This is a genomic window from Pseudomonas sp. (genome assembly GCF_030147005.1).
In the GTDB taxonomy this organism is placed as follows: Bacteria; Pseudomonadota; Gammaproteobacteria; order Pseudomonadales; family Pseudomonadaceae; genus Aquipseudomonas.
On sequence record NZ_JASLAW010000209.1, the window covers coordinates 1 to 22,157 of the forward strand.

Sequence of the window (22,157 nt, forward strand, 5' to 3'; positions counted from 1 at the left end):
AAACCTGCGACCTGTGGCGAGGGAGCTTGCTCCCGTTGGGGCGCGAAGCGGCCCCAAAAATGGGACTGCTACGCAGTCCAGCGGGAGCAAGCTCCCTCGCCACAGGGACCGGTTCTGTCTTAACTGACTGGCATTAGGGCTGGCCCTGGCTGAAGAAGGATCAGGGCTGACGATTCCAGTGCCTGAACAACGGCTCCGCCAGAAACAGCACAAACAACAACCGCATTACCTGCATCGCCGTCACTAACGGCACCGACAATTGCAGGGTTTCTGCCGTCAGGCTCATCTCGGCAATGCCGCCGGGCATCATGCCCAACGTCAGTGAGCGCAGGTCCAGGTGCGTCAGCGCACTCAACCCTACCGCTGCCAACGTGGCGAGCGCCATGGTCAAGGCCGTGCCAACCAAGGTGCGGCCCATGAACGCCGGAGCGCTGCGGAAGAACTGGCGATTGAAGTGGCAGCCCAGGCCACTGCCGATCAGCCATTGGCCGATCTGGCTGCCGCCGTCCGGCAGGCCAATGTGCAAATCCCAGGTCACACTGGCGATGGCACTTACCAGCAAGGGCCCGAACAGCCAAGGATTGGGCTGGCGCAAATGCTGCCAACCCCAGGCGACCAGCGCACCTATTGGAAACAGCAGGGCCAGCCATGCCCAATCGACCGGCGCTGGATGAAACTGTGGTGCGCCGCCACCGAGCAAATACTTGAAGATCGCCGGCACACACAGCACCACCACCAGCACGCGCAGACTCTGCCCCGCTGCGACTCGGCTGAGCACCGCGCCATTACGGGCGCCGAGGTTGACCATCTCGCCGGAACCTCCCGGCATGCTGGAGAAAAACGCCGTGGCGCGGTCTTCACCGCTGCGGCGCATCAGCCACACGCCGACCACGCTCGACAAACTCGTCACCAAAGCACCGAAGAAGATCAGGCCAAAGTGGCTCATCACCTGCTCGATCACCACCGGCGTGAAGTGCAAGCCGATGCCGATGCCCACCACCCATTGGCCGCATTTGCGACCGCCGGGGATCTCCGCCAACTGCCACGGCGTGAGGCAGCGCACCAGGATAATCGCCAGCAACGAGCCGACCATATACGGCAAAGGCCAGCCGACCAGGCTGGCCAGGTAACCGCCGGTCAGGCCGACCAGCGGTGTTCCCCACCAATGCTTAAAGGTGACCTCAGGCATTGGCGGCGGCACGACGCTGCAAGGAACGCTTGCGCCAGATACGCAGCAATGGCACGAGCAGCATGATGGCTGTCATCACCCACACACCGAAGGTGATCGGGCTCGACCACAGGATCTCCAGCGCGCCATTGGAAATTGACAATGCACGACGCAGGTTCTGCTCCATCAGGCCGCCGAGGATAAAGCCCAGCAGCAATGGCGACAGCGGGAAATCCAGCTTGCGCAGGATGTAACCGAAGATGCCGATGGCGATCATCAGGAACAGGTCGAAGGTGGTGGCATGCACCGCATACACACCAATCGCTGTGATGATGGCGATTACCGGCACCAGTGCCCAGTTCGGCACGGCAAGGATGCGTGTGAAGATGCGGATCATCGGAATGTTGAGCACCACCAGCATGATGTTGGCGATAAACAACGATGCGATCAGGCCCCAGACAATATCGGGTTGCTGTTGGAACAGCAGCGGGCCGGGGGTGATGTTGTACAGCGACAGGGCACCGATCATCACCGCCGTGGTACCTGAGCCGGGCACGCCGAGGGTCAGCATCGGCACCATGGCGCCGCAGACCGAAGCGCCGATAGCGGTTTCCGGCGCCGCCAGACCGCGCATGTCGCCTTCGCCGAATTTGCCACTGGCGCCGGCGATACGTTTCTCGGTCATGTAGGCCACGGCCGAGGCCATGGTTGCGCCGGCACCCGGCAAGACGCCGATGATAAAGCCCGACACCCCGCAACGCAGGTTCACGGTCAACACCGATAAGGCTTCCTTGGCGTTGAACATCATGCGCCCGGTGGCTTTCACCGCTTCCTGGCCGCGATGGGTTTTCTCCAGAAGCAGCAGGATTTCACTGATGGAGAACAGGCCCAGCACCAACACCACAAACTGAATGCCGTCGGTCAGGTGGATGTTGTCGCCGGTAAAGCGGTACACACCACTGTTGGCGTCGATGCCCACGCAGGCGAGGAACAGGCCGATCAACGCCGAGACAAAGGTTTTCAATGGCTTGTCACCCGCCATGCCGCCCAGGCAGACAATCGCAAATACCATCAACACGAAGTATTCCGCGGGGCCGAAGGCAATCGCCCATTTGGCCAGCAACGGTGCAAACAGCACCATGCCGCAGGTGGCGATAAACGCACCGATGAACGAGCTCCAGGCAGACAACGACAACGCCACGCCGGCCAAGCCTTTGCGGGCCATCGGGTAGCCGTCGAGGGTGGTCATCACCGTGGAGGCTTCGCCCGGAATATTGAGCAGGATCGAACTGATGCGGCCACCGTATTCACAGCCCAGGTATACGGCTGCGAGCAGGATCAACGCCGACTCGGGCGGCAGGCCCAGCGCGAAGGCGATGGGGATCAGCAATGCCACGCCGTTGATCGGTCCCAGGCCCGGCAGCAGGCCGACCACGGTGCCGATCAGCGTTCCGCACAGGGCGGTCACCAGGTTGTATGGGCTCAGCGCGACGCCGAAACCCTGGCCCAAATAGCCAAAAGTATCCATATCAGTTCTCCAGAACGTCGAGCAGGCCGAGGGGCAGCGGTACGTCCATGGCTTTATCGAACAGCAGATAAAGGCCGACGCTCATCAAGGCGATGATCACCACGCTGGGCAACCAGCGCCCGCCGTACAGCCGTGCCATCGGTATACCGATCAGCATGCTGCTGAGAATGAAGCCCAGGGATTCGAAAGTGCCGGCAAACACCAGCAGCAAGGCCACGCAAAGCCCGATCTTGATTAGGGTAGGGCGGTCCAGCGCGGGTTCATCGTCGGTGTGTTTGGTCGGTTGCGGGCGAATCAGCATGTAAATCAGCGCCAAGCCCATCAGCCCGATCAGCAGCAGAGGGAAGGCCCGAGGCCCTACCGGCTCGTAGGAAAAAGCAGCCTGATACGGCCAGGCCATCAGTGCCAGGCCGATACAGACCAGCAACATCACGGCAGCGAAAATGCGTTGTAAGAGCATGGAAAACTCCTGGGCCACGCCTTTGATGTGCAAAGGCGTGGCCGCGCGAACAGGGGGCGTTTACTGGATCAGGCCGAACTCTTTGGCCAGCACTTTGTAGTCAGCCACCTGTTTCTTCACATAGGTGTCCAGCTCCGGGCCGGTCATGGCGAACGGGAACAGCTCGCGCTGGTCACGCAGCTTGGCGAACTCGTCGGAGGCCAGCAGCTTGTCGAAGGCGTCCTTCCACCAGGCGTAGTCGGCATCGCTGACTTTTGGCCCAAGGTAGAAGCCGCGCACTACTGGCCAGACGATGTCGTAGCCTTGCTCCTTGGCGGTCGGGATGTCTTTCATTTCCGGTTCGTCCAGGCGGTTTTCAGCGAATACGGCCAGCAGGCGCATACCGCCGCTCTGGATGTGCGGCATGGAGTCGGAGATGTCGGTACTGCCCACCTGGATATGCCCGCCAAGCAGCGCCGTGGCGATTTCGCCGCCACCTTCGAGCGCCACGTAACGCAGGTCACGCGGGTTGATGCCGGCGGCCTTGGCGATCAGTGCGGTTTGCATCCAGTCCTGGCTGCCGACGGTGCCGCCGGAACCGATCACGACCTTGCTCGGATCTTTCTTCAAGGCCTGGACCAGATCGTCGAGGGTCTTGTAGGGCGAGTCGCTTTTTACTGCAATGGCACCGTAGCTGGTGCCCACTGCCGCGAGCCAGCGCACGTTGGTTTCATCGAAACGGCCGAACTTGCCCTGGGCCAGGTTCAGCAACGAACCGCTGGACCAGGCCACCAGCGTGCCGCCGTCCGCAGGACGCTGAGCGACCACCGCGTTGTAGGCCACTGCGCCCACGCCGCCGGGCATGTAGGTCACGCGCATTGGTTTGCTCAGCAACTTCTGGTTGACCAGCGCGCTTTGCGCCAGTTTGCAGGTCAGGTCAAAACCGCCGCCCGGTGAGGCCGGGGCGATGCATTCCGGGCGCTTGGGCTCGTCGGCGGCCAGCAGTTGGCCGGCGAACAGCATGCAGCCGGCGGTCAGGGCAAGTTTACGCAGTGAAAGGGTCATAGTGATCTCCGTCTTGTTGTTATGAGTGGCTTACCAGGCGCTACTTAATCAGAGTGCGATGCCGTAGTTGGCCCGCGGCGCGATGACCCGGTACGGGTCGACACAGAGGAAGGCGCTGTCGCCGGACAGATGTGGGCCCGCCCAGGCGGCGAAAAGCCGGCAAGCGCGGCGGCACTGGCAGGAACGGTGTGATTGAGGCGGGAATTATGAGCAGGCGGGCAAGCCTGGGGCTGTGTCGACAGCATCGTGGTGCACTCCGTTATTGTTCTTATTTTGGCGAAAACGCTTCGAGGCGTTTTTCGGGCGCTACGGGTGAAGTAGCTCGGCGGGCATAAACCACCGTTTTTGGATCCTATAGGGCGAAGCTTTCACTAACCTTTCAGTGGCTTTCCAATGTTTTCTGACTTCACAGGGCAAGTTGCGCCTGTAAACTGCCGGTCAAAGTGTGGCGTCGACCACTCATGAACGAGGTAGAAATCCATGCGCGTCCTTCTGGTTGAAGACCATTTGCAACTCGCCGAAAGTGTCGCCCAAGCGCTCAAGAGCACGGGGTTGACCGTCGACGTGTTGCACGATGGCGTGGCCGCGGACTTGGCCTTGAGCAGCGAGGAATATGCGGCGGCAATTCTCGATGTGGGGCTGCCGCGCATGGATGGTTTCGAGGTGTTGGCACGCTTGCGCGCCCGTGGAAAAAATGTGCCGGTGTTAATGCTGACGGCACGCAGCGATGTAAAAGATCGCGTGCATGGCTTGAACCTGGGCGCCGACGATTACCTCGCCAAACCGTTTGAACTGACGGAACTCGAGGCGCGGGTCAAGGCGCTGCTACGCCGCAGCGTGTTGGGCGGCGAGCGCCAGCAGGCGTGCGGCGTGCTGGTTTACGACCTCGACACGCGGCGCTTCACGGTCGGCGGCGATTTGCTGACCTTGACCTCTCGTGAGCAAGCGGTGCTTGAGGCGCTGATCGCCCGGCCTGGCCGTGTGATGAGCAAGGAGCAACTGGCCTCCCAGGTGTTCGGTCTCGACGAAGAAGCCAGCCCGGATGCCATCGAAATCTACGTGCACCGCCTGCGCAAGAAACTCGACGGCCAGCCCATCGCCATTGTCACCTTCCGTGGCCTCGGCTACCTGCTGGAAGCCCGCGATGCATAAGCCCAGCAGCCTGCGCTGGCGCCTGCTGTGGAACCTGGCGCTGTTGCTGGTGCTGCTGATGCTCGCCAGCGGCATGAGTGCCTACTGGAACGGTCGCGAAGCGGCCGACACCGCCTACGACCGCACCCTGCTGGCCTCGGCGCGCACCATTGCCGCCGGCTTGACCCAGGTGGACGGCACGCTCAGTGCCAACGTGCCCTATGTAGCGCTGGATACCTTTGCCTACGACAGCGCGGGGCGCATTTATTACCAGGTCAATGACATCCACCGGAAGCTGATATCGGGCTATGAAAACCTGCCCGGTCCGCCGCCCGGCACCCCACGCACTGACGATTACCCGGCCTTGGCGCAGTTCTACGACGCCATGTATCAGGGGCAGCCCGTGCGCGTGGTGAGCCTGCTCAAGGCTGTCTCCGAGCCGAACATGAACGGCATGGCGGAGGTTCGTGTGGCGGAAACTGACGAAGCGCGGGTCGCCATGGCCCGCAGCCTGATGGCTGACACCTTGTTGCGCCTGGGCATGCTCGCCATTGGCGCGCTGTTGCTGGTGTGGTTTGCCGTCAGCGCGGCGCTGCGCCCGTTGGAGCGCTTGCGCACGGCGGTGGAAGAGCGCCAGCCCGACGACCTGCGGCCCTTACCGCTGGTGGAGGTACAGGATGAGTTCGGCCCGCTGGTGCGTTCCCTCAATCATTTCACCGAACGCTTGCGCGGCCAGTTCGAGCGCCAGGCGCAGTTTATTGCCGACGCCGCCCACGAGTTGCGCACGCCGCTGGCCGCGCTCAAGGCGCGCCTGGAACTGGGCCTGCGCGCCGAAGAACCGGCCACGTGGCGCAGCACCCTGGAAACTGCCGCGCAGGGCACCGACCGCCTGACCCACCTGGCTAATCAGTTGTTATCCCTGGCGCGCATCGAAAACGGTGCCAGGGCCATTGCCGAAGGCGGCGCGCAGTTGCTCGACCTCAGCCAATTGGCGCGGGAGCTGGGCATGGCCATGGCACCCCTGGCCCATGCCCGAGGCGTTGCCCTGGCGCTGGAAGCGGACGAACCGGTATGGCTGCGCGGCGAACCAACGCTGCTCAATGAGTTGCTGAGCAACCTGGTGGACAACGCGCTGGCCCACACCCCACCGGGTGGCAACGTGATTTTGCGGGTGAGTGCGCCGGCGGTGCTGGAAGTCGAGGACGATGGCCCGGGTATCCCGCTGGATGAGCGGGACCGGGTGTTCGAGCGATTCTATCGGCGCAGTCAGCAGGGCATGGGGTCTGGCCTGGGGCTGGCGATTGTCGGGGAAATCTGCCGTGCGCATCTGGCGCAGATCAGCCTGCATGATGGCGAGTCGGCGGGGTTGAAAGTGCGAGTGAGCTTTATCGCCGCGGATCAATAGAACATAGAGCGTGCTTCATCCAGCTCGATTTGCAGTTTTTCGCTGTAGGGGTCAACCCGCAGTTTTTTCATCGCCGGCACGCAGGTTATGTCGACTTTGGCCAGTGGATGTGGGGTGTTGTGGTGGCAGTACAGCACGGCGATCTGCACCAGATCGATGTAATCGAGCCGGGCGCTGTCGCGTTCCAGGTTCAGGTACTGGCCCGGCAGTTTTGCCAGCATCTCGGGAAAGTCCCAGCCACTGAGCAACTTGTCGCCCAGTACCGGGTGGATGCTATCGATTACGTGGTTGAGGCTGACCGGGTCGGACAGCAGCTCGTAATGGTCTTCGGCGAAAGTGAGGATCGGCAGCACGCCGATCTGGTGCACCAGGCCGCCCAGGGCCGCCTGGTCCGGCTTGAGGTCGCTATGCCCGCGACACAAGGCATAGCTGACGCCCGCCACCTCCAGGCTGCGGCGCCACACATCGCGCATTTTTTGTTCCACCACTTCGGAGCGGGCGTGGAAGATCTGCTCCATGACCAGGCCGATGGCCAGGTTGCTGCTGTAATTGGTGCCGAGCCGCGTGATGGCGGTGTGCAGGTCGGTGACTTCCTGAGTCGCTCTCAGCAACGGGCTGTTGACCACTTTGATCAGGCGCGCCGACAGGGCGGTATCGCGACTGATCACTTTGCTCAAGTGGCTGATGCTGATCTCCGGGTCTTCGGCGGCCTGACGAATCTTCAGGGCCACCTCCGGTAATGTCGGCAGAACCAGGTCATCGTTGTCGATGGCCTTCACCAAAGCCTGTTGGACTTTTTCCGCCAGCTCGTTCATTCATGCTCTCTAGGGTGTTGCAAAAAAGGTGCGGCGTTCAACGCTGGATCTCGCGATCGCGATCCAGCGAGTAGGGCAAGTCAAGCAGTTGCAGGCCTGGGCCTTCCAGGCTGCCTAAGCGTACGTCGCCATTGTCGGCAGCTTCGGCTTGCAACACGGCGAGAAGTTCAATTGACTGATCAGCTTTTGCCGCGATCACCACCTCGCCGATCGAACTGTTATGGCTGGGGGAAAACAGTGCGGTGCCCGGCTCGGGTAATTCGGCGGCAACCAGGCTCAGGCGGTACAGGCGGCGTTTGAGTTTGCCCAGGTACTGCATGCGCGCGACGATTTCCTGCCCGGTGTAGCAGCCTTTCTTGAAACTGACTCCGCCCACGGCTTGCAGATTGAGCATCTGCGGGATGAACAGTTCGCGGGTCTGCGGCATCACCTGGCCGATGCCGGCACGGATCTGGCCCAGCAGCCATTCATTCAGATCGGCTTGCGGCAGCTTTGCCGCTAATTGGGTGCGCAGGCTGTCGGCCTGCTCGGCGGGGGCCCAGAGTTCGGCGCGGCCAGGCGATACGCGCACGGCGATCAGCGTCTCGGTGCGCACCACGCTGTCGGTCTCCACCGGTAAGGTCAACCCCAGCGCGGATAGGGCCTGGTCGGCATTCGCCAAGCCGAAACGCACCCAGGCGGCGCTTTCATCGGTGAGTTTGGATTTGGAGAACACCGCGTATTTCTTCAGGTCGGCCAGTTGCGGCTCGAGCAGTTCGCTGGCCATGGCCAGGAGCACGCCGTCACCTTGTAACAGGATGCGAAAGCTTGATTGCATCCGGCCTTTTTGCGTGCAGCGCGCGCCCAGGCTGGCCTGGGTGTCACTCAGGTAGTTGAGGTTGCAGGTCAGTTGACCCTGCAGGAACTTGGCAGCGTCAGCACCGCGGACGGCGAGAACGCCTTCGTGGGTCAGGGGGCAGAAGAAAGCAAAGTCGGCCATGGGTCATCGCAGGTCAAAAAAAGTCATGGGTGCATCATAGAGGGGCGCCCGGCAAATGCATAGTTTCCATGGGCGCGACCAAAGCCGACTGTTCCGGTGCCGTCGGGCCTGTATACTTGCGCTCTATTTGAGGAGCGCTCCATGGTCGAAGATGTAGAAATCAATCGCCTCTACTGGCACAGCCGTCGTGGCATGCTCGAATTGGACGTGTTGCTGGTGCCTTTCACCAAAGAAGTCTACGCGACGCTCAGCAAGGCAGATCGCGACCTTTACGTGCGATTGCTGACCTGCGAGGACCAGGACATGTTCGGCTGGTTCATGGAACGCGCCGAATCGGAAGACCCGGAGCTGCAACGCATGGTTCGGATGATCCTGGATCGTGTCCAGCCCAAGTAACCGTTTTGAATGCCGCTGGCAGGCCTCACGGCTGTTGCTGGCGGTGTATCTGTTTGCCCAGCTGTTCGCGCTGGGTGCCTGCCTGGTTGTCGAATTGCCTTTTGCACCCCTCGGCATGCTGGCGTGCCTGGCTCATGCCGCCTGGGTATTGCCGAGGCATATCTTGCTGACTCACCGCTCATCGGTTCAGGGCCTGCGCCGCGATGAAGGCGGCTGGCAATTGTTCAGTGCCGAACGCGGCTGGCACAGCGTGCAGTTACGACCCGACAGTCTCGCGTTGCCGCTGCTGGTGGTGCTGCGCTATCGCGTGCAGGGTGAACGGTGGGTACGCTCCCTTTGCGTGCCACGCGATTCGCTGGTCGCCGATATGCACCGACGCCTGCGCGTACGCTTGAAGTTCAGTCGCCGTAGGTGGCTGGCACCAGAATAGTGTCGCGGGCCTCGGGCAGCATCTGCGGGTAGTCGAGGGTGTAATGCAGGCCCCGGCTTTCTTTGCGTTCCATGGCTGAGCGAATCATCAACTCGGCGACTTGAGCCAGGTTGCGCAATTCGATCAGGTCACGGCTGACTTTATAGTTGCTGTAGAACTCGTCGATTTCATCCAGCAGCAAACGCACCCGGTGCTGTGCCCGTTGCAGTCGCTTGTTGGTGCGCACGATCCCCACGTAGTCCCACATGAAGCGCCGCAGCTCGTCCCAGTTGTGCGCGATGATCACGTCTTCGTCCGAATCCGTCACTTGGCTGGCATCCCAGCGCGGCAGTGCGGCCGGCACCGGGATGCGCGGCAGTTGTTCAAGGATGTCCGCCGCCGCCGAGCGCGCATACACAAAGCATTCGAGCAGCGAGTTACTGGCCATGCGGTTGGCGCCGTGCAGGCCGGTAAAGCTGGTTTCACCGATGGCGTACAGGCCGGGCACGTCGGTGCGGCCATGTTGGTCGACCATCACGCCGCCGCACGTGTAATGCGCGGCGGGCACCACCGGGATCGGGCCTTTGGTAATGTCGATGTTGAACGTCAGGCAACGTTCGTAGACGGTGGGGAAGTGCGTCTTGATGAAGGCCTCTGGCTTGTGGCTGATGTCCAGGTAGACGCAGTCGATACCCAGGCGTTTCATCTCATGGTCGATGGCACGGGCGACAATGTCGCGCGGTGCCAGCTCGGCGCGCGGGTCGAAGCGTTGCATGAAGCGTTCGCCATTGGGCAGCTTCAAATGCGCCCCTTCACCGCGCAGGGCTTCGGTGATCAGGAAACTCTTGGCCAGGGGGTGATACAGGCAAGTGGGGTGGAACTGGTTGAATTCCAGGTTCGCCACTCGGCACCCCGAGCGCCAGGCCATGGCGATGCCGTCGCCGCAGGCCCCGTCGGGGTTGCTCGTATAGAGGTAGACCTTGGCCGCGCCACCTGAGGCAAGCAGGGTGAAGCGCGCGCCATAGGTGTCGACTTCGCCGCTGGCGCGGTTCAGCACGTAGGCGCCAAGGCAGCGATCACCGGTAAGGCCCAGACGTTTTTCGGTGATCAGGTCAACGGCTACGCGCTGTTCCAGCAACTCGATGTTGGGGCGTTGGCGAGCCTGATCGAGCAGCGTCTTGAAGATGGCGGCGCCGGTGGCGTCCGCGGCATGGATGATGCGGCGGTGGCTGTGGCCGCCTTCGCGGGTAAGGTGGAACTCGAATCCGCCGTCGTCGTGGCCCGCATGCTCATCGCGGGTGAAAGGCACTCCCTGGTCGATCAACCATTGGATGGCTTCCCGGCTATGCTCGACCGTGAAGCGCACCGCGTCCTCATTGCACAGGCCACCGCCGGCATTAAGGGTGTCTTCGACATGGGATTGGACGGTGTCGGTGTCGTCCAGCACGGCGGCGACGCCGCCCTGTGCCCAGAATGTCGAACCGTTGGCCAGGTCACCTTTGCTCAGTACGGCAATGCGCAGGTGGCTGGGGAGGGTGAGCGCCAGGCTCAAGCCGGCGGCACCGCTGCCGATCACCAGGACATCGTGTTGAAACTGTTGGCTCATTGAATGGATTCCGCAAAAAGCGATCCGGAGAGGAGGCGCAAGCAGGACGCCTGGATCGGCGAATCAAAGGGGCACACGGGCCACTAGTATATAGAGGGGTGGAGCGGCACAATAGCCGGGCATTCGTGGCATTGTGAGATTACGTTGCACAGCTCCGGTTAAACAGCCAGTCAGCGAGCGGGAACTTTTTGCATAAGCCCCGACTCAATAGCAGGTTGCCCGAAAGCTGGGAAAACGTTGAGTTTATTGGCCCGTCGGGAGCATTGGACGCGTCAGAAAACCGACGACAAGATTATTCGCGCAGCCGGCGTTGCCTGAGCTGCGTTTTTCGTGTGTGCCAAATCAGTGCGTGCCGGAAACTTGCTTGAAGGGGGAGAACTTTTGCGAAAAGCCCGAGTCTATGTTTGCAAGCCTGATCGTTTAGTTATGCAAGCCTCCTTCGAGTACTACGAGGAGTGTTCATGCTAACCCAGGAAGAGGATCAGCAGCTGGTCGAGCGCGTACAACGCGGCGACAAGCGAGCATTTGATCTGCTGGTGCTGAAATATCAGCACAAAATTCTCGGGTTGATCGTGCGGTTTGTGCACGACACCCATGAAGCGCAGGACGTTGCACAGGAAGCCTTTATCAAGGCGTACCGTGCACTGGGCAATTTCCGCGGTGACAGTGCGTTTTATACGTGGCTTTACCGCATCGCCATCAACACGGCGAAGAACTATCTGGTGTCTCGCGGCCGCCGCCCACCAGACAGTGATGTAAGTTCAGAAGATGCTGAATTTTATGATGGTGACCACGGCCTCAAAGATCTCGAGTCGCCGGAGCGTGCGTTGCTGCGCGACGAAATCGAGGGGACCGTTCATCGAACAATTCAGCAACTGCCAGAAGATTTACGTACGGCGTTAACTTTACGTGAATTCGATGGTCTGAGTTATGAAGACATTGCGAGCGTCATGCAATGTCCGGTGGGGACTGTAAGGTCACGGATTTTCCGGGCCCGGGAAGCCATCGACAAAGCCTTGCAACCGTTGTTGCAGGAAAACTAAAGACAGCGGCGACAGCCAAGAGAGGAACCGCCATGAGTCGTGATGCCCTGCAGGAATCGCTGTCCGCAGTGATGGATAACGAAGCGGATGAACTGGAACTTCGTCGAGTGCTCAACGCATTTGATGATGTCCAAACCCGTGATACCTGGTCTCGTTACCAAGTCGCTCGGGCGGTGATGCACAAGGATCTTCTAATCCCTCGTCTGGATATTGCTGCGGCCGTTTCTGCTGCGCTGGCTGATGAAGCCGTTCCGGCAAAAGCTGCTCGTGGCCCATGGCGTAGCCTGGGTCGTCTTGCAGTCGCTGCTTCGGTGACCGTCGCCGTACTGGCCGGTGTTCGTCTGTACAATCAGGACGAAATCGCTGGTGCCGAACTGGCCCAGCAAACTCAGCAACCGGTCATGGCCGGTCCGCAAGTCAAAGGCCCTGCCGTACTGGCTGGCTACAAGGAAAGCTCCGATACCGCCGGCCCTATGGCTAACGGTGTGCTACAGGGGCAATCCGGCTGGCAGGACCAGCGTCTACCAGGCTACCTGCGTCAACATGCGCAGGAAGCGGCCGGAAAAAATGCTGAAAGTGCTTTGCCATACGCTCGCGCAGCAAGCTTGGAAAACCGCTGAACCGTTAAGGAGCCCTATGCGCGCCATACCGCTCCTTACGCTTTTGCTCAGTAGTTGGTTTGCACTACCCGCCCATGCCGACGAAGCCAAAGACTGGCTGACTCGACTTGGGCGTGCAGAACAGCAGCAAAGCTTTCAAGGTACGTTCATTTATGAGCGTAACGGCAGTTTTTCTACCCACGACATCTGGCAACGCGTCCAGAAAGGCCAGGTCCGGGAGCGGCTATTGCAGCTCGATGGTTCTGCCCAGGAAGTTGTGCGGGTAGACGGCCATACCCATTGCGTCAGCGGCACGCTTGTTGCCGGCCTGGGTAATTCCCGCGACACTGCGTCACGTTCGCTGGATCCGCAAACACTCAACAAATTTTATGATCTGGCCATCATCGGCAAATCTCGCGTGGCCGGTCGTAATGCGGTTATCGTGTCAATCACCCCGCGTGACCATTACCGTTATGGTTTCGAGTTGCACCTGGATCGTGAAACGGCATTACCCCTTAAGTCGTTGCTACTCAGTGAGCAGGGGCAACTGTTGGAGCGCTTTCAGTTTGTTCGATTGAATACGTCCACCTTGCCCACGGAGCGCGATTTGCAACCCACCAGCGAATGCACGCCGGTTGCGGTTGCCCCCAGCAACGCACCGCAAACGCCCGCTTCCAATGCGTGGTACCTGGATTGGGTGCCGCCGGGCTTTCAGCTTAGTGGCAGCACTTCTCGCAAAGACATCCAAACGAAATCCACCATCGACAGCTTGATGTATGACGATGGGCTTGCGCGTTTCTCAGTGTTTCTTGAATCTGTCGACGGTGCAAGTGGGTCGGAAACTCGCACTCAGCTCGGGCCTACGGTTGCGGTGTCCCGACACTTGAATACGGTGGACGGCGAGATGATGGTAACGGTTGTGGGGGAAATTCCAATCGGCACTGCCGAGCGCATCGCGTTGTCGGTTCGCGGTGAAAAGACCGCGGCCAAACAGTGAGTCGTTAATCCAGTGTTCATCCTGATCTTTCATTCTGCGTCCATGCCGGGGTGCCTGCCGAGAGCATGAAATGTCTGGATCAGCATTTTCACTTGCAAAAAATCCTTATGTTTTTTATAGGTCAGGGCTTCTCGGCCCAGGCCTTGTTTTGTTCGCGGAACAAAAAGTGTCGGTCGCAGTTTTCGGCGTTTTTTGAACCCTGTCGCTCAACCCTGCTCGTCGTAACGGGAGCTGTATGTCGATACCACGTTTGAAGTCTTACCTATCCATAGTCGCCACAGTGTTGGTGCTGGGTCAGGCCGTGCCCGCGCAAGCGGTCGAGCTGCCTGACTTTACCCAGCTGGTGGAGCAGGCCTCGCCTGCGGTGGTGAACATCAGTACCACGCAGAAGTTGCCGGATCGCAAAGTTTCGAACCAGCAGATGCCCGACCTGGAAGGCTTGCCGCCGATGCTGCGCGAGTTCTTCGAGCGAGGCATGCCGCAACCACGCGCTCCGCGCGGTGGCGGCGGTGGCCAGCGCGAAGCGCAGTCCCTGGGTTCCGGTTTTATCATTTCGCCTGATGGCTATATCCTGACCAACAACCACGTGATTGCCGATGCTGACGAGATTCTCGTGCGCCTGGCCGATCGCAGTGAATTGAAAGCCAAGCTGGTCGGCACCGACCCCCGCTCCGACGTGGCTTTGTTGAAAATCGAAGGCAAAGATTTGCCGGTGCTTAAACTTGGCAAATCCCAGGACCTGAAAGCGGGCCAGTGGGTGGTAGCGATCGGTTCGCCGTTCGGTTTTGACCACACCGTTACCCAAGGCATTGTCAGCGCCATCGGCCGCAGCCTGCCAAACGAAAATTATGTGCCGTTCATCCAGACCGACGTGCCGATCAACCCAGGCAACTCCGGTGGTCCGCTGTTCAATCTGGCGGGTGAAGTGGTGGGGATCAACTCGCAGATATACACCCGTTCCGGTGGCTTCATGGGCGTGTCTTTCGCCATTCCCATCGACGTGGCCATGGACGTCTCCAACCAGCTGAAAACCGGTGGCAAAGTGAGCCGCGGTTGGCTGGGCGTGGTGATCCAGGAAGTGAACAAGGACCTCGCAGAGTCCTTCGGTCTCGACAAACCGGCGGGTGCGCTGGTCGCGCAGATCCAGGACGACGGCCCGGCCGCCAAAGGCGGCCTGCGGGTTGGCGACGTGATCCTGAGCATGAACGGCCAACCAATCATCATGTCGGCCGACTTGCCGCATCTGGTGGGCGCACTCAAAGCGGGTAGCAAAGCCAAGCTGGAAGTGATTCGTGACGGCAAGCGCCAGAATGTCGAACTCACCGTCGGTGCAATCCCGGAAGAAGGTGCGACACTGGATGCCCTGGGTAACGCCAAGCCGGGCGCCGAGCGCAGCAGTAACCGTTTGGGCATTGCCGTGGTTGAGCTGACTGCCGAGCAGAAGAAGACCTTCGACCTCAAGAGCGGTGTTGTGATTAAGGAAGTGCTGGACGGCCCGGCTGCCTTGATCGGCCTGCAGCCGGGCGACGTGATCACTCACTTGAACAACCAGGCGATCGACACCACCAAGGAGTTCGCCGACATCGCCAAGGCGTTGCCGAAGAATCGCTCGGTGTCGATGCGCGTGTTGCGTCAGGGGCGTGCCAGCTTCATCACCTTCAAGCTGGCCGAGTAACATTCCAGCCCAATAAAAAGCCCCGCCATTGGTAAATGATGGCGGGGCTTTTTTGTGGGCGATGGGTTTAGCCGATCATCCCTTTCACCAGGCGTTCCTGCTCGATCAACTCACGCTGGCGTGCATCGATTCGCGAGGACAGTGGGAAATTATTGCCGGCGCGACGCTTGGCAAAGTCCAACTGCTGGATGGCTTGCTGGAAGTCGCCCACCAAGGCGAAATATTCGGCGCGAGCCTGATGCAGGCCAATGATGTTACCCGACAAACCTCGCGTCTCGGCGACCTGATACCACACATCCGGATCATCCGGGCGTGACTTGAGCAAGCCGTCCAGGGCTTTTTCTGCATCAGCGGTACGGTTCTGTTTGAGTAGCAGATCTACACGTACCTGGTTCAGCGGGTAATTGCTGGGGTACTGGGCAAGCATGCGATCAGTGCGCTGTTGTGCATCAGGCATGCGATTGCTGGTGATGTCCAGCTCGATCTGCGCCAGGTTGTAGGTGATGTCGTTAGGGGCTTTGGCCAACAGCGGTGCCAGGCTTTCCCGTGCTTCCTTGAGCTGGATGCCCTTTATCTGGGCGATGGCCAGGCCGTAACGCGCCACATCGTCTTTCGGGTTTTCGTCCAGCTGCGCCTGGAAACGCTTGGCGGCAAGGCCCGGCGTGTCCTCATATTTCAATTGCACCCGGGCGCGGATTAGCTGATAGCGCAGGCTGTCTTCCTTCCCGCCGGATTTGGCTTGCTCGGCGCGGTTGCGGGTGTCGGCGATACGCGATTCTGTCACCGGGTGCGTCAACAGGAATTCCGGAGGCTTGGCGTCGAAGCGGTATTGTCGCATCAGGCGTTCGAACATGGTTGGCATGGAGCGTGGGTCGTAGCCGGCTTTCTCCAGGTTGAGGATGCCGATACGGTCGGCTTCCTGTTCATTCTGCCGAGAAAATCGACGTTGCTCCTGGATCGCGGCGGCCTGGGAGCCGGCAATCGCGGCAATGCCCGCATCGCCGGCACCGGCTGCGGCAGCAATGATGCCGCCGAGCAGTGCGGCCATCATCGGGATCTGCATGCGCGACTGCGCTTCCACGCCTCGGGCAAAGTGGCGCTGGGACAAGTGCGCCAATTCATGGGCAAGCACCGAGGCGTACTCACCTTCGGTCTGGGCATTGAGGAACAAGCCGCCATTGACCCCGACGATCCCGCCGGGCGCCGCGAAGGCGTTGAGCTGTGGGCTGTTGATCAGAATGAACTCCAGGCGCCGGTCATTGACCTGGCTGGTTTCCACCAGCTTGTACACACTGGTTTCGACGTAATCCTTGAGCTGTGGGTCATTGAGCTGCGAAACCTGGCCTCGCAGATAGGCCAGCCATGCGCGGCCCAGTTGGTATTCCTGTTGAGGCGAGACAATGGCAGAACTGGCGTCGCCAAGTGACGGCAGCTCGTCAGCGAAGGCCGGGGAGGCCAGCAGGCAGGCCAGCGTCAGCAGGGTAGGGCGCAAAAAAGTCATGCACAAAGCCTTTCGACAAAGAGCTTACTGTAGCCGGACACTGAGCTTCGGACCAGATATTCTAAGCAGCTCAAATGTTTGCCTGGAGTAACACCATGACCGACGCTGTAGCCTTTGACGCCGAACTCGATGCCAGCGGCCTCAACTGTCCATTGCCCTTGCTCAAGGCCAAGCTGGAGCTCAATCGACTGGCCAGCGGTGCCGTGCTCAAGGTGACCGCCACGGACGCAGGCTCCCAGCGCGACTTCCGGACCTTTGCCAAGCTGGCGGGCCATACCCTGGTCCAGGAAGAAGAGGCTGCCGGTGTGTACCGTTATTGGTTGCGTAAGGCCTGATTGCTCACTGGCTGAAGATCAGGCCTTATTCAGCGCCTGCGCCGCGGCCAAAACCGCGTCCACATGCCCCGGCACTTTCACGCCGCGCCATTCCTGACGCAACACGCCTTCGCTGTCGATCAGAAAGGTGCTGCGATCCACGCCCAGGTATTCCTTTCCGTACAGTTTCTTGAGCTTGATCACATCAAACAGCTGGCATACCGCTTCGTCCTTGTCGCTGATCAGCTCGAACGGAAACGCCTGCTTGCCCTTGAAGTTCTCATGGGACTTCACGCTGTCGCGCGATACACCAAACACTTCGGTATTGGCAGCTTTGAACGCGGCGTATTGGTCGCGAAAACCCTGGCCTTGGGTGGTGCAGCCCGGAGTGCTGTCTTTCGGATAGAAATAGATTACTACCTGCTTGCCCTTGAGCGCGGCAAGGCTGAAGGTCTGGCCGCTGGTGGCCTGGGCTTCGAAATCGGCTACGGGTGTGTCAATGGCTACCGGCATGGGGTCGTCCTTACATGGGGTTCTGTGGGCGCCAAGGCTCGATCAGGGCGTCAAGGTTCAGCGCGTCGGCGAAGTCCAGGAACTGATCGCGCAACCAACTGATCTGCACGCCGGCCGGCAACGTCACGGTGAAGGTGGCGTTGAGCATGGTGCCGCCGGTTTGTGGCGCCTGATAGGTGTCGCAGGTCAGGTTTTCCAGCTCAACGTTGTGGTCGATAAAGAACTGGCACAGCTCGTTGACGATGTCCGAGCGGTAGGCCGAGCTGACATACGCCACGTAAGGCAGGGCCTGCGGGCGATTTTCCAGGGCTGCGCTGCGCACCACGTTGACGGTGAAGTCGTGCTTCTTGGCCAGGCCCGGCAAGCCGGTCTCCAGGCGTGCCAGCGCGTCCCAGGTGCCGGAAATCTGCAGCACCAGGGCACTGCATTCGCCATGACGAGTCAGGCGAGAGGTTACGACGGCGCAGCGGTTCTCATGGCTGGCGCGGCACAGGACGTTGGTCAGCTCCATGGGGTTGGCGCCGAGGGCACTGATAACAAGGAATTGTTCGCGAACTGTGGGGGTGGACATGCAGCCTTCCTAAAGCGATGAGCGGTCGATACCGTCAGAGCTGTATCGATCAAAGGATGAAGGGTAGCGAAAACCATCGCCAAGGGCTAGGAGGTGGCGTTTTCATTACGTGAACGGCCTGCTTCAGGCGCTGCTTTGGCTCGATGATGGCATTGCCCGCCGTTTAGTTGCGCCTGAACGCATCCTCGCATGGTACTTCGCTTGTACAAGCATCTTGGCGCCAGTACCATTACGGCTCTCTTTTTCCGGCAGGAGCGGTTGCATGATTGCGGGCAGTATGGTGGCACTGGTCACACCCATGGATGCACAAGGTCATCTCGACTGGGACAGCCTGGGCAAACTGGTGGACTTCCACCTGCAAGAAGGCACCAACGCCATCGTGGCAGTCGGCACCACGGGTGAGTCGGCCACCCTCGATGTGGAAGAACACATCCAGGTGATCGAGTTCGTGGTCAAGCGCGTCGCGGGCCGTATCGCCGTGATCGCCGGTACCGGCGCCAACTCGACGCGTGAAGCGATCGAGCTGACCAAAAACGCCAAGAAGGCCGGCGCTGATGCTTGCCTGCTGGTGACGCCTTATTACAACAAGCCGACTCAGGAAGGCCTGTACCAGCACTTTCGCGCCATTGCCGAAGCTGTCGACATCCCGCAGATCCTCTACAACGTACCCGGCCGCACCGCGTGCGACATGAAAGCCGAGACGGTGATCCGCCTGTCCACCGTGCCGAATATCATCGGCATCAAGGAAGCCACTGGCGACCTGCAGCGCGCCAAGGACATCCTGGCCGGCGTGAGCAGCGATTTCCTGGTGTATTCCGGTGACGACGCCACTGCTGTCGAGCTGATCCTGCTGGGTGGCAAGGGCAACATTTCCGTGACCGCCAACGTCGCTCCGCGTGCCATGAGCGATCTGTGCGCCGCCGCCATCGCCGGAGACGCCGTGACCGCGCGTGCGATCCACGACAAGCTGATGCCGCTCAACAAGACACTGTTTATCGAATCCAACCCTATTCCCGTGAAATGGGCGCTGTTTGAGATGGGCCTGATGCCGGACGGTATCCGTCTGCCGCTCACCCCGCTCAGCGAAGCCTGTCACGAACCGCTGCGACAGGCCCTGCGCCAGTCCGGCGTCCTGGTTTAATTGAGGAAGCACTACGCATGAAGCGATTGGCCGGACTTTCCGCACTTGCCTTGATTATCTCCAGCACCAGTGGCTGCGGTTGGGTATGGGGCCCGGAAGGCTACTTCCGTGACCGTGGCAGCGATTACCTGGAAGCGCAAGCAACCAAACCGATGCAACTGCCGCCTGACGTGAGCGTTGCCAAGCGCCTCGATCCGCTGCTGCCGATTCCGCGTAATGTCGCCGACGACACCGTCAAAGGCGAGTATGTGGTGCCACGCCCTCAGCCGATCGTGGCGGTGGCCGACGCCAGCGATTACAGCCTGCAAAAAAGCGGCGACAACCGCTGGGTCGTGGCTCAGCGCCCACCCGCCGAAGTCTGGCCGGTGGCGGTGCAGTTCTTCCAGGACAACGGTTTTCGTCTCGACCAACAGCGCCCGCAGACCGGTGAATTCACCACGGCTTGGCAACGCGGCAGCGAGCTGTCCGCCAACATGGCTCAGCGTCTGCAGGCCAGCGGCATAGCCGCCGATAGCGAAGCGCGTGTGCGTGTGCGTATCGAGCCTGGCGTGCAACGTAATACCAGTGAAGTCTATGTGGTCAGCGCCGAGCGTCCTGCCGGCAGCACGGCTGACGTCGACTTCACGCCGCGCTCGGTCAATACCGGTGTCGACGCCGCGTTGGTCGACGAGATGCTGGCCAGCATGAGCCGTATCTCCGAGAAGGGCGGTTCGGTTTCCCTGCTCGCCGCACGTGATTACGACACCCCTAGCCGCGTCAGCCTCACCGAAGACGGCAGCGGCAACGTGGTGCTGAACCTGGGTGAAGACCTGGACCGTGCCTGGGCCAGCGTAGGCCGTGCGTTGGAGCAGGGCCCTTGGCGCGTTGAAGACATCAACCGCAGCCTGGGCCTGTACTACATCAACGTGGCTGAAAAGGCTGAGAAAAAAGACGACGAGCCAGGTTTCTTCGGCAAATTGTTCGGCAGCCAGCCGACTAAGGAAGAAGTCGAGACCCGCGCCGAGCGGTACCAGGTTCGTTTGAGCAAGGTTGGCGAAAGCGTGCAAGTCACCGTCGAGAAGAACATCAACACCGTCGCGCCGGCTGAAACAGCGCGCAAAGTGTTGGGCGTGATTCAGGACAACCTGGGCTGATCCGATGCGTTTTGCTGTTCTCGGTAGCGGTAGCCAAGGGAACGGCACGCTGGTCGCCCACGACGACACGTATGTACTGGTGGACTGTGGTTTCTCGTTAAGAGAAACCGAGCGGCGCCTGCTGCGCCTGGGGGTTCACCCCGCGCAGCTGAGCGCGATTCTGGTGACCCACGAACATGCCGACCACGTGCATGGCGTGGGTTTGCTGTCTCGGCGCTACAATCTTCCGGTGTACTTGAGTCGCGGCACGTTGCGCGGGATGCGCAAACCCATTGAACCCGCAGGTTTCCTGGCTGGCGGCGAGCAACTGCAGATCGGTGCCCTGAGCATCAGTGTCGTCGCGGTCGCTCACGATGCCCAGGAACCCACGCAATATGTATTCAGTGACGGCGAGCGGCGCTTCGGTGTACTCACCGACCTGGGTTCCTACTGCGCCAAGGTGCTGGACGGTTACCGCGACCTCGATGCCTTGATGATCGAGTCCAATCACTGCCGAGACTTGCTGGCTCGCGGCCATTACCCCTACTTTCTCAAGCAGCGGGTGGGCGGCGAACTGGGACATTTGAATAACCATCAGGCGGCATACCTGGTGTATGAGTTGGGCTGGCAAGACCTGCAACACTTGGTCCTGGCCCACCTGAGCAGCAAGAACAACCTGCCGACGCTTGCCCGGCAATGTTTTGTCGACACCCTCGGGTGCGACCCGGACTGGCTGCAACTGGCCGATCAAGATTCAGGGCTCGACTGGCGACACATCGCCTAGCCCACCTCACTCAAAGCGGAGCCCATCATGGAAAAACGTGAAGAACTCTACCGCGGCAAAGCCAAGTCGGTATACAAGACCGACGACGCCAACCGCTTGATCCTGCTGTTTCGCAACGACACCTCGGCGTTCGACGGCAAGCGCATCGAACAGCTTGATCGCAAAGGCATGGTGAACAACAAGTTCAACGCCTTCATCATGCAGAAACTCGAAGAAGCCGGCGTTCCGACTCAATTCGACAAACTGCTGGGCGACAACGAGTGCCTGGTCAAGAAGCTCGACATGATCCCGGTGGAATGCGTCGTTCGTAACTACGCCGCCGGCAGCCTGGTCAAGCGCCTGGGCGTGGAAGAGGGGCTCAAGCTCAACCCTTACACCTTCGAACTGTTCCTGAAGGACGACGCCAAGGGCGATCCGTTCATCAACGAATCCCACGTCGTGGCCTTCGGCTGGGGCACCGCTGAACAGCTGGCGCGCATGAAAGAGTTGTCTCTCAAGGTCAACGACGTGTTGAGCAAGCTGTTCGACGACGCCGGCCTCCTGCTGGTGGACTTCAAGCTCGAATTCGGCGTATTCCACGACGGCTCCATCGTCCTGGGCGACGAATTCAGCCCCGACGGCTGCCGCCTGTGGGACAAGGACACCAAAAAGAAGATGGACAAAGACCGCTTCCGCCAGGGCCTCGGTGACGTCATCGAAGCCTACGAAGAAGTCGCCAAGCGCCTCGGCGTACCGCTGTAATCGACGCAAGCATCTGATAGCACGGAAAAAATCACCTTTTGGCTTTGCTTCCGTGAAACACACTGTTATGATGCGCGCCGTTGGAGAGATGCCAGAGTGGCCGAATGGGACGGATTCGAAATCCGTTGTACCTTCACCGGTACCTAGGGTTCGAATCCCTATCTCTCCGCCATATTTAAAGGCCCCGAGCGCGTAACTGCCTCGGGGCTTTTTTGTATTTGGGGG

23 protein-coding genes and 1 tRNA gene are annotated in these 22,157 nt (G+C 60.4%); 14 read left to right on the forward strand and 10 right to left on the reverse strand.

What is annotated here, in order from left to right:
- Positions 1 to 160 precede the first annotated feature (160 nt).
- From Q1V60_RS19740 to Q1V60_RS19755, 4 genes are read right to left on the reverse strand one after another with little or no spacing between them, the layout of a single operon-like run.
- The gene (locus Q1V60_RS19740) at positions 161 to 1,189 is read right to left on the reverse strand and encodes an AbrB family transcriptional regulator (RefSeq protein WP_300633700.1); all 1,029 of its coding nucleotides are present in this window, start codon (positions 1,187 to 1,189) and stop codon (positions 161 to 163) included.
- Positions 1,182 to 2,696, reverse strand: a complete 1,515-nt coding sequence (locus Q1V60_RS19745) for a tripartite tricarboxylate transporter permease (protein ID WP_300633702.1) — start codon at positions 2,694 to 2,696, stop codon at positions 1,182 to 1,184. Before Q1V60_RS19745 ends, Q1V60_RS19740 begins: the two co-directional genes overlap by 8 nt.
- A gap of 1 nt (position 2,697) precedes the next feature.
- Complete coding sequence (locus Q1V60_RS19750) at positions 2,698 to 3,156, reverse strand: tripartite tricarboxylate transporter TctB family protein (protein WP_300633704.1); 459 nt, start codon at positions 3,154 to 3,156, stop codon at positions 2,698 to 2,700.
- Positions 3,157 to 3,216: 60 nt separating this feature from the next.
- Positions 3,217 to 4,206 carry a tripartite tricarboxylate transporter substrate binding protein gene (locus Q1V60_RS19755; RefSeq protein ID WP_300633781.1) on the reverse strand — a complete coding sequence of 330 codons (990 nt, stop codon included), beginning with the start codon at positions 4,204 to 4,206 and terminating at the stop codon, positions 3,217 to 3,219.
- A 474-nt stretch (positions 4,207 to 4,680) separates the two neighbouring features.
- Between Q1V60_RS19755 and Q1V60_RS19760 the strand changes: the two genes are divergently transcribed.
- Both Q1V60_RS19760 and Q1V60_RS19765 read left to right on the forward strand, forming a co-directional pair.
- Positions 4,681 to 5,352 (forward strand): response regulator, encoded by a 672-nt coding sequence (locus Q1V60_RS19760; protein ID WP_300633706.1) that lies wholly within the window; start codon positions 4,681 to 4,683, stop codon positions 5,350 to 5,352.
- Complete coding sequence (locus Q1V60_RS19765) at positions 5,345 to 6,736, forward strand: sensor histidine kinase (protein WP_300633708.1); 1,392 nt, start codon at positions 5,345 to 5,347, stop codon at positions 6,734 to 6,736. Before Q1V60_RS19760 ends, Q1V60_RS19765 begins: the two co-directional genes overlap by 8 nt.
- On the opposite strand, the gene Q1V60_RS19770 is transcribed toward Q1V60_RS19765, so the two are convergent.
- Positions 6,730 to 7,551 (reverse strand): HDOD domain-containing protein, encoded by an 822-nt coding sequence (locus tag Q1V60_RS19770; protein WP_300633710.1) that lies wholly within the window; start codon positions 7,549 to 7,551, stop codon positions 6,730 to 6,732. The genes Q1V60_RS19765 and Q1V60_RS19770 overlap by 7 nt on opposite strands.
- Positions 7,552 to 7,588: 37 nt before the next feature.
- Positions 7,589 to 8,530: a folate-binding protein YgfZ gene (locus Q1V60_RS19775; RefSeq protein ID WP_300633712.1), complete on the reverse strand. Its 942-nt coding sequence runs from the start codon at positions 8,528 to 8,530 to the stop codon at positions 7,589 to 7,591.
- 141 nt (positions 8,531 to 8,671) lie between these two features.
- On the opposite strand from Q1V60_RS19775, the gene Q1V60_RS19780 reads away from it, so the two are divergent.
- Both Q1V60_RS19780 and Q1V60_RS19785 read left to right on the forward strand, forming a co-directional pair.
- Positions 8,672 to 8,926 (forward strand): succinate dehydrogenase assembly factor 2, encoded by a 255-nt coding sequence (locus Q1V60_RS19780; RefSeq protein ID WP_300633714.1) that lies wholly within the window; start codon positions 8,672 to 8,674, stop codon positions 8,924 to 8,926.
- Entirely contained in the window at positions 8,910 to 9,356 is a 447-nt protein-coding gene (locus tag Q1V60_RS19785) for a protein YgfX (RefSeq protein ID WP_300633715.1), read from the forward strand. The genes Q1V60_RS19780 and Q1V60_RS19785 overlap by 17 nt, the downstream gene beginning before the upstream one ends.
- On the opposite strand, the gene nadB is transcribed toward Q1V60_RS19785, so the two are convergent.
- A complete protein-coding gene (nadB, locus tag Q1V60_RS19790) occupies positions 9,325 to 10,941 on the reverse strand; it encodes an L-aspartate oxidase (RefSeq protein WP_300633716.1) in 1,617 nt (538 codons plus the stop codon). The two genes, Q1V60_RS19785 and nadB, sit on opposite strands and share 32 nt — an antisense overlap.
- Positions 10,942 to 11,402: 461 nt before the next feature.
- On the opposite strand from nadB, the gene rpoE reads away from it, so the two are divergent.
- The 4 genes from rpoE (at position 11,403) to Q1V60_RS19810 (ending at position 15,255) form a co-directional block, all read left to right on the forward strand.
- Positions 11,403 to 11,984: an RNA polymerase sigma factor RpoE gene (gene rpoE / locus Q1V60_RS19795; protein ID WP_003172477.1), complete on the forward strand. Its 582-nt coding sequence runs from the start codon at positions 11,403 to 11,405 to the stop codon at positions 11,982 to 11,984.
- A gap of 32 nt (positions 11,985 to 12,016) precedes the next feature.
- Positions 12,017 to 12,604: an RseA family anti-sigma factor gene (locus Q1V60_RS19800; RefSeq protein ID WP_300633763.1), complete on the forward strand. Its 588-nt coding sequence runs from the start codon at positions 12,017 to 12,019 to the stop codon at positions 12,602 to 12,604.
- 16 nt (positions 12,605 to 12,620) lie between these two features.
- Positions 12,621 to 13,580, forward strand: a complete 960-nt coding sequence (locus Q1V60_RS19805) for a MucB/RseB C-terminal domain-containing protein (RefSeq protein WP_300633765.1) — start codon at positions 12,621 to 12,623, stop codon at positions 13,578 to 13,580.
- Positions 13,581 to 13,815: 235 nt separating this feature from the next.
- Entirely contained in the window at positions 13,816 to 15,255 is a 1,440-nt protein-coding gene (locus Q1V60_RS19810) for a DegQ family serine endoprotease (protein WP_300633767.1), read from the forward strand.
- A 67-nt stretch (positions 15,256 to 15,322) separates the two neighbouring features.
- On the opposite strand, the gene Q1V60_RS19815 is transcribed toward Q1V60_RS19810, so the two are convergent.
- Positions 15,323 to 16,756, reverse strand: coding sequence for a M48 family metalloprotease (locus tag Q1V60_RS19815; RefSeq protein ID WP_300633769.1), 1,434 nt, complete (start codon positions 16,754 to 16,756; stop codon positions 15,323 to 15,325).
- Between the two features lie 95 nt (positions 16,757 to 16,851).
- On the opposite strand from Q1V60_RS19815, the gene Q1V60_RS19820 reads away from it, so the two are divergent.
- Positions 16,852 to 17,091, forward strand: coding sequence for a sulfurtransferase TusA family protein (locus Q1V60_RS19820; protein WP_124361736.1), 240 nt, complete (start codon positions 16,852 to 16,854; stop codon positions 17,089 to 17,091).
- An 18-nt stretch (positions 17,092 to 17,109) separates the two neighbouring features.
- Here the strand turns inward: Q1V60_RS19820 and Q1V60_RS19825 are convergent, their stop codons facing one another.
- Together Q1V60_RS19825 and Q1V60_RS19830 are read right to left on the reverse strand one after the other, a co-directional pair.
- Positions 17,110 to 17,583, reverse strand: a complete 474-nt coding sequence (locus Q1V60_RS19825; protein ID WP_300633772.1) for a peroxiredoxin — start codon at positions 17,581 to 17,583, stop codon at positions 17,110 to 17,112.
- A 10-nt stretch (positions 17,584 to 17,593) separates the two neighbouring features.
- Positions 17,594 to 18,154: a glycine cleavage system protein R gene (locus tag Q1V60_RS19830; protein WP_003172487.1), complete on the reverse strand. Its 561-nt coding sequence runs from the start codon at positions 18,152 to 18,154 to the stop codon at positions 17,594 to 17,596.
- A 262-nt stretch (positions 18,155 to 18,416) separates the two neighbouring features.
- On the opposite strand from Q1V60_RS19830, the gene dapA reads away from it, so the two are divergent.
- From dapA to Q1V60_RS19855, 5 genes are all read left to right on the forward strand, one after another.
- Positions 18,417 to 19,295, forward strand: coding sequence for a 4-hydroxy-tetrahydrodipicolinate synthase (gene dapA, locus Q1V60_RS19835; RefSeq protein WP_300633775.1), 879 nt, complete (start codon positions 18,417 to 18,419; stop codon positions 19,293 to 19,295).
- A 17-nt stretch (positions 19,296 to 19,312) separates the two neighbouring features.
- A complete protein-coding gene (bamC, locus tag Q1V60_RS19840; protein WP_300633777.1) occupies positions 19,313 to 20,428 on the forward strand; it encodes an outer membrane protein assembly factor BamC in 1,116 nt (371 codons plus the stop codon).
- A gap of 4 nt (positions 20,429 to 20,432) precedes the next feature.
- Positions 20,433 to 21,191, forward strand: coding sequence for an MBL fold metallo-hydrolase (locus Q1V60_RS19845; protein WP_057723051.1), 759 nt, complete (start codon positions 20,433 to 20,435; stop codon positions 21,189 to 21,191).
- 27 nt (positions 21,192 to 21,218) lie between these two features.
- Positions 21,219 to 21,932: a phosphoribosylaminoimidazolesuccinocarboxamide synthase gene (gene purC, locus Q1V60_RS19850; protein ID WP_065886242.1), complete on the forward strand. Its 714-nt coding sequence runs from the start codon at positions 21,219 to 21,221 to the stop codon at positions 21,930 to 21,932.
- An 82-nt stretch (positions 21,933 to 22,014) separates the two neighbouring features.
- Positions 22,015 to 22,104: transfer RNA gene (locus Q1V60_RS19855), tRNA-Ser, on the forward strand.
- Positions 22,105 to 22,157 lie beyond the last annotated feature (53 nt).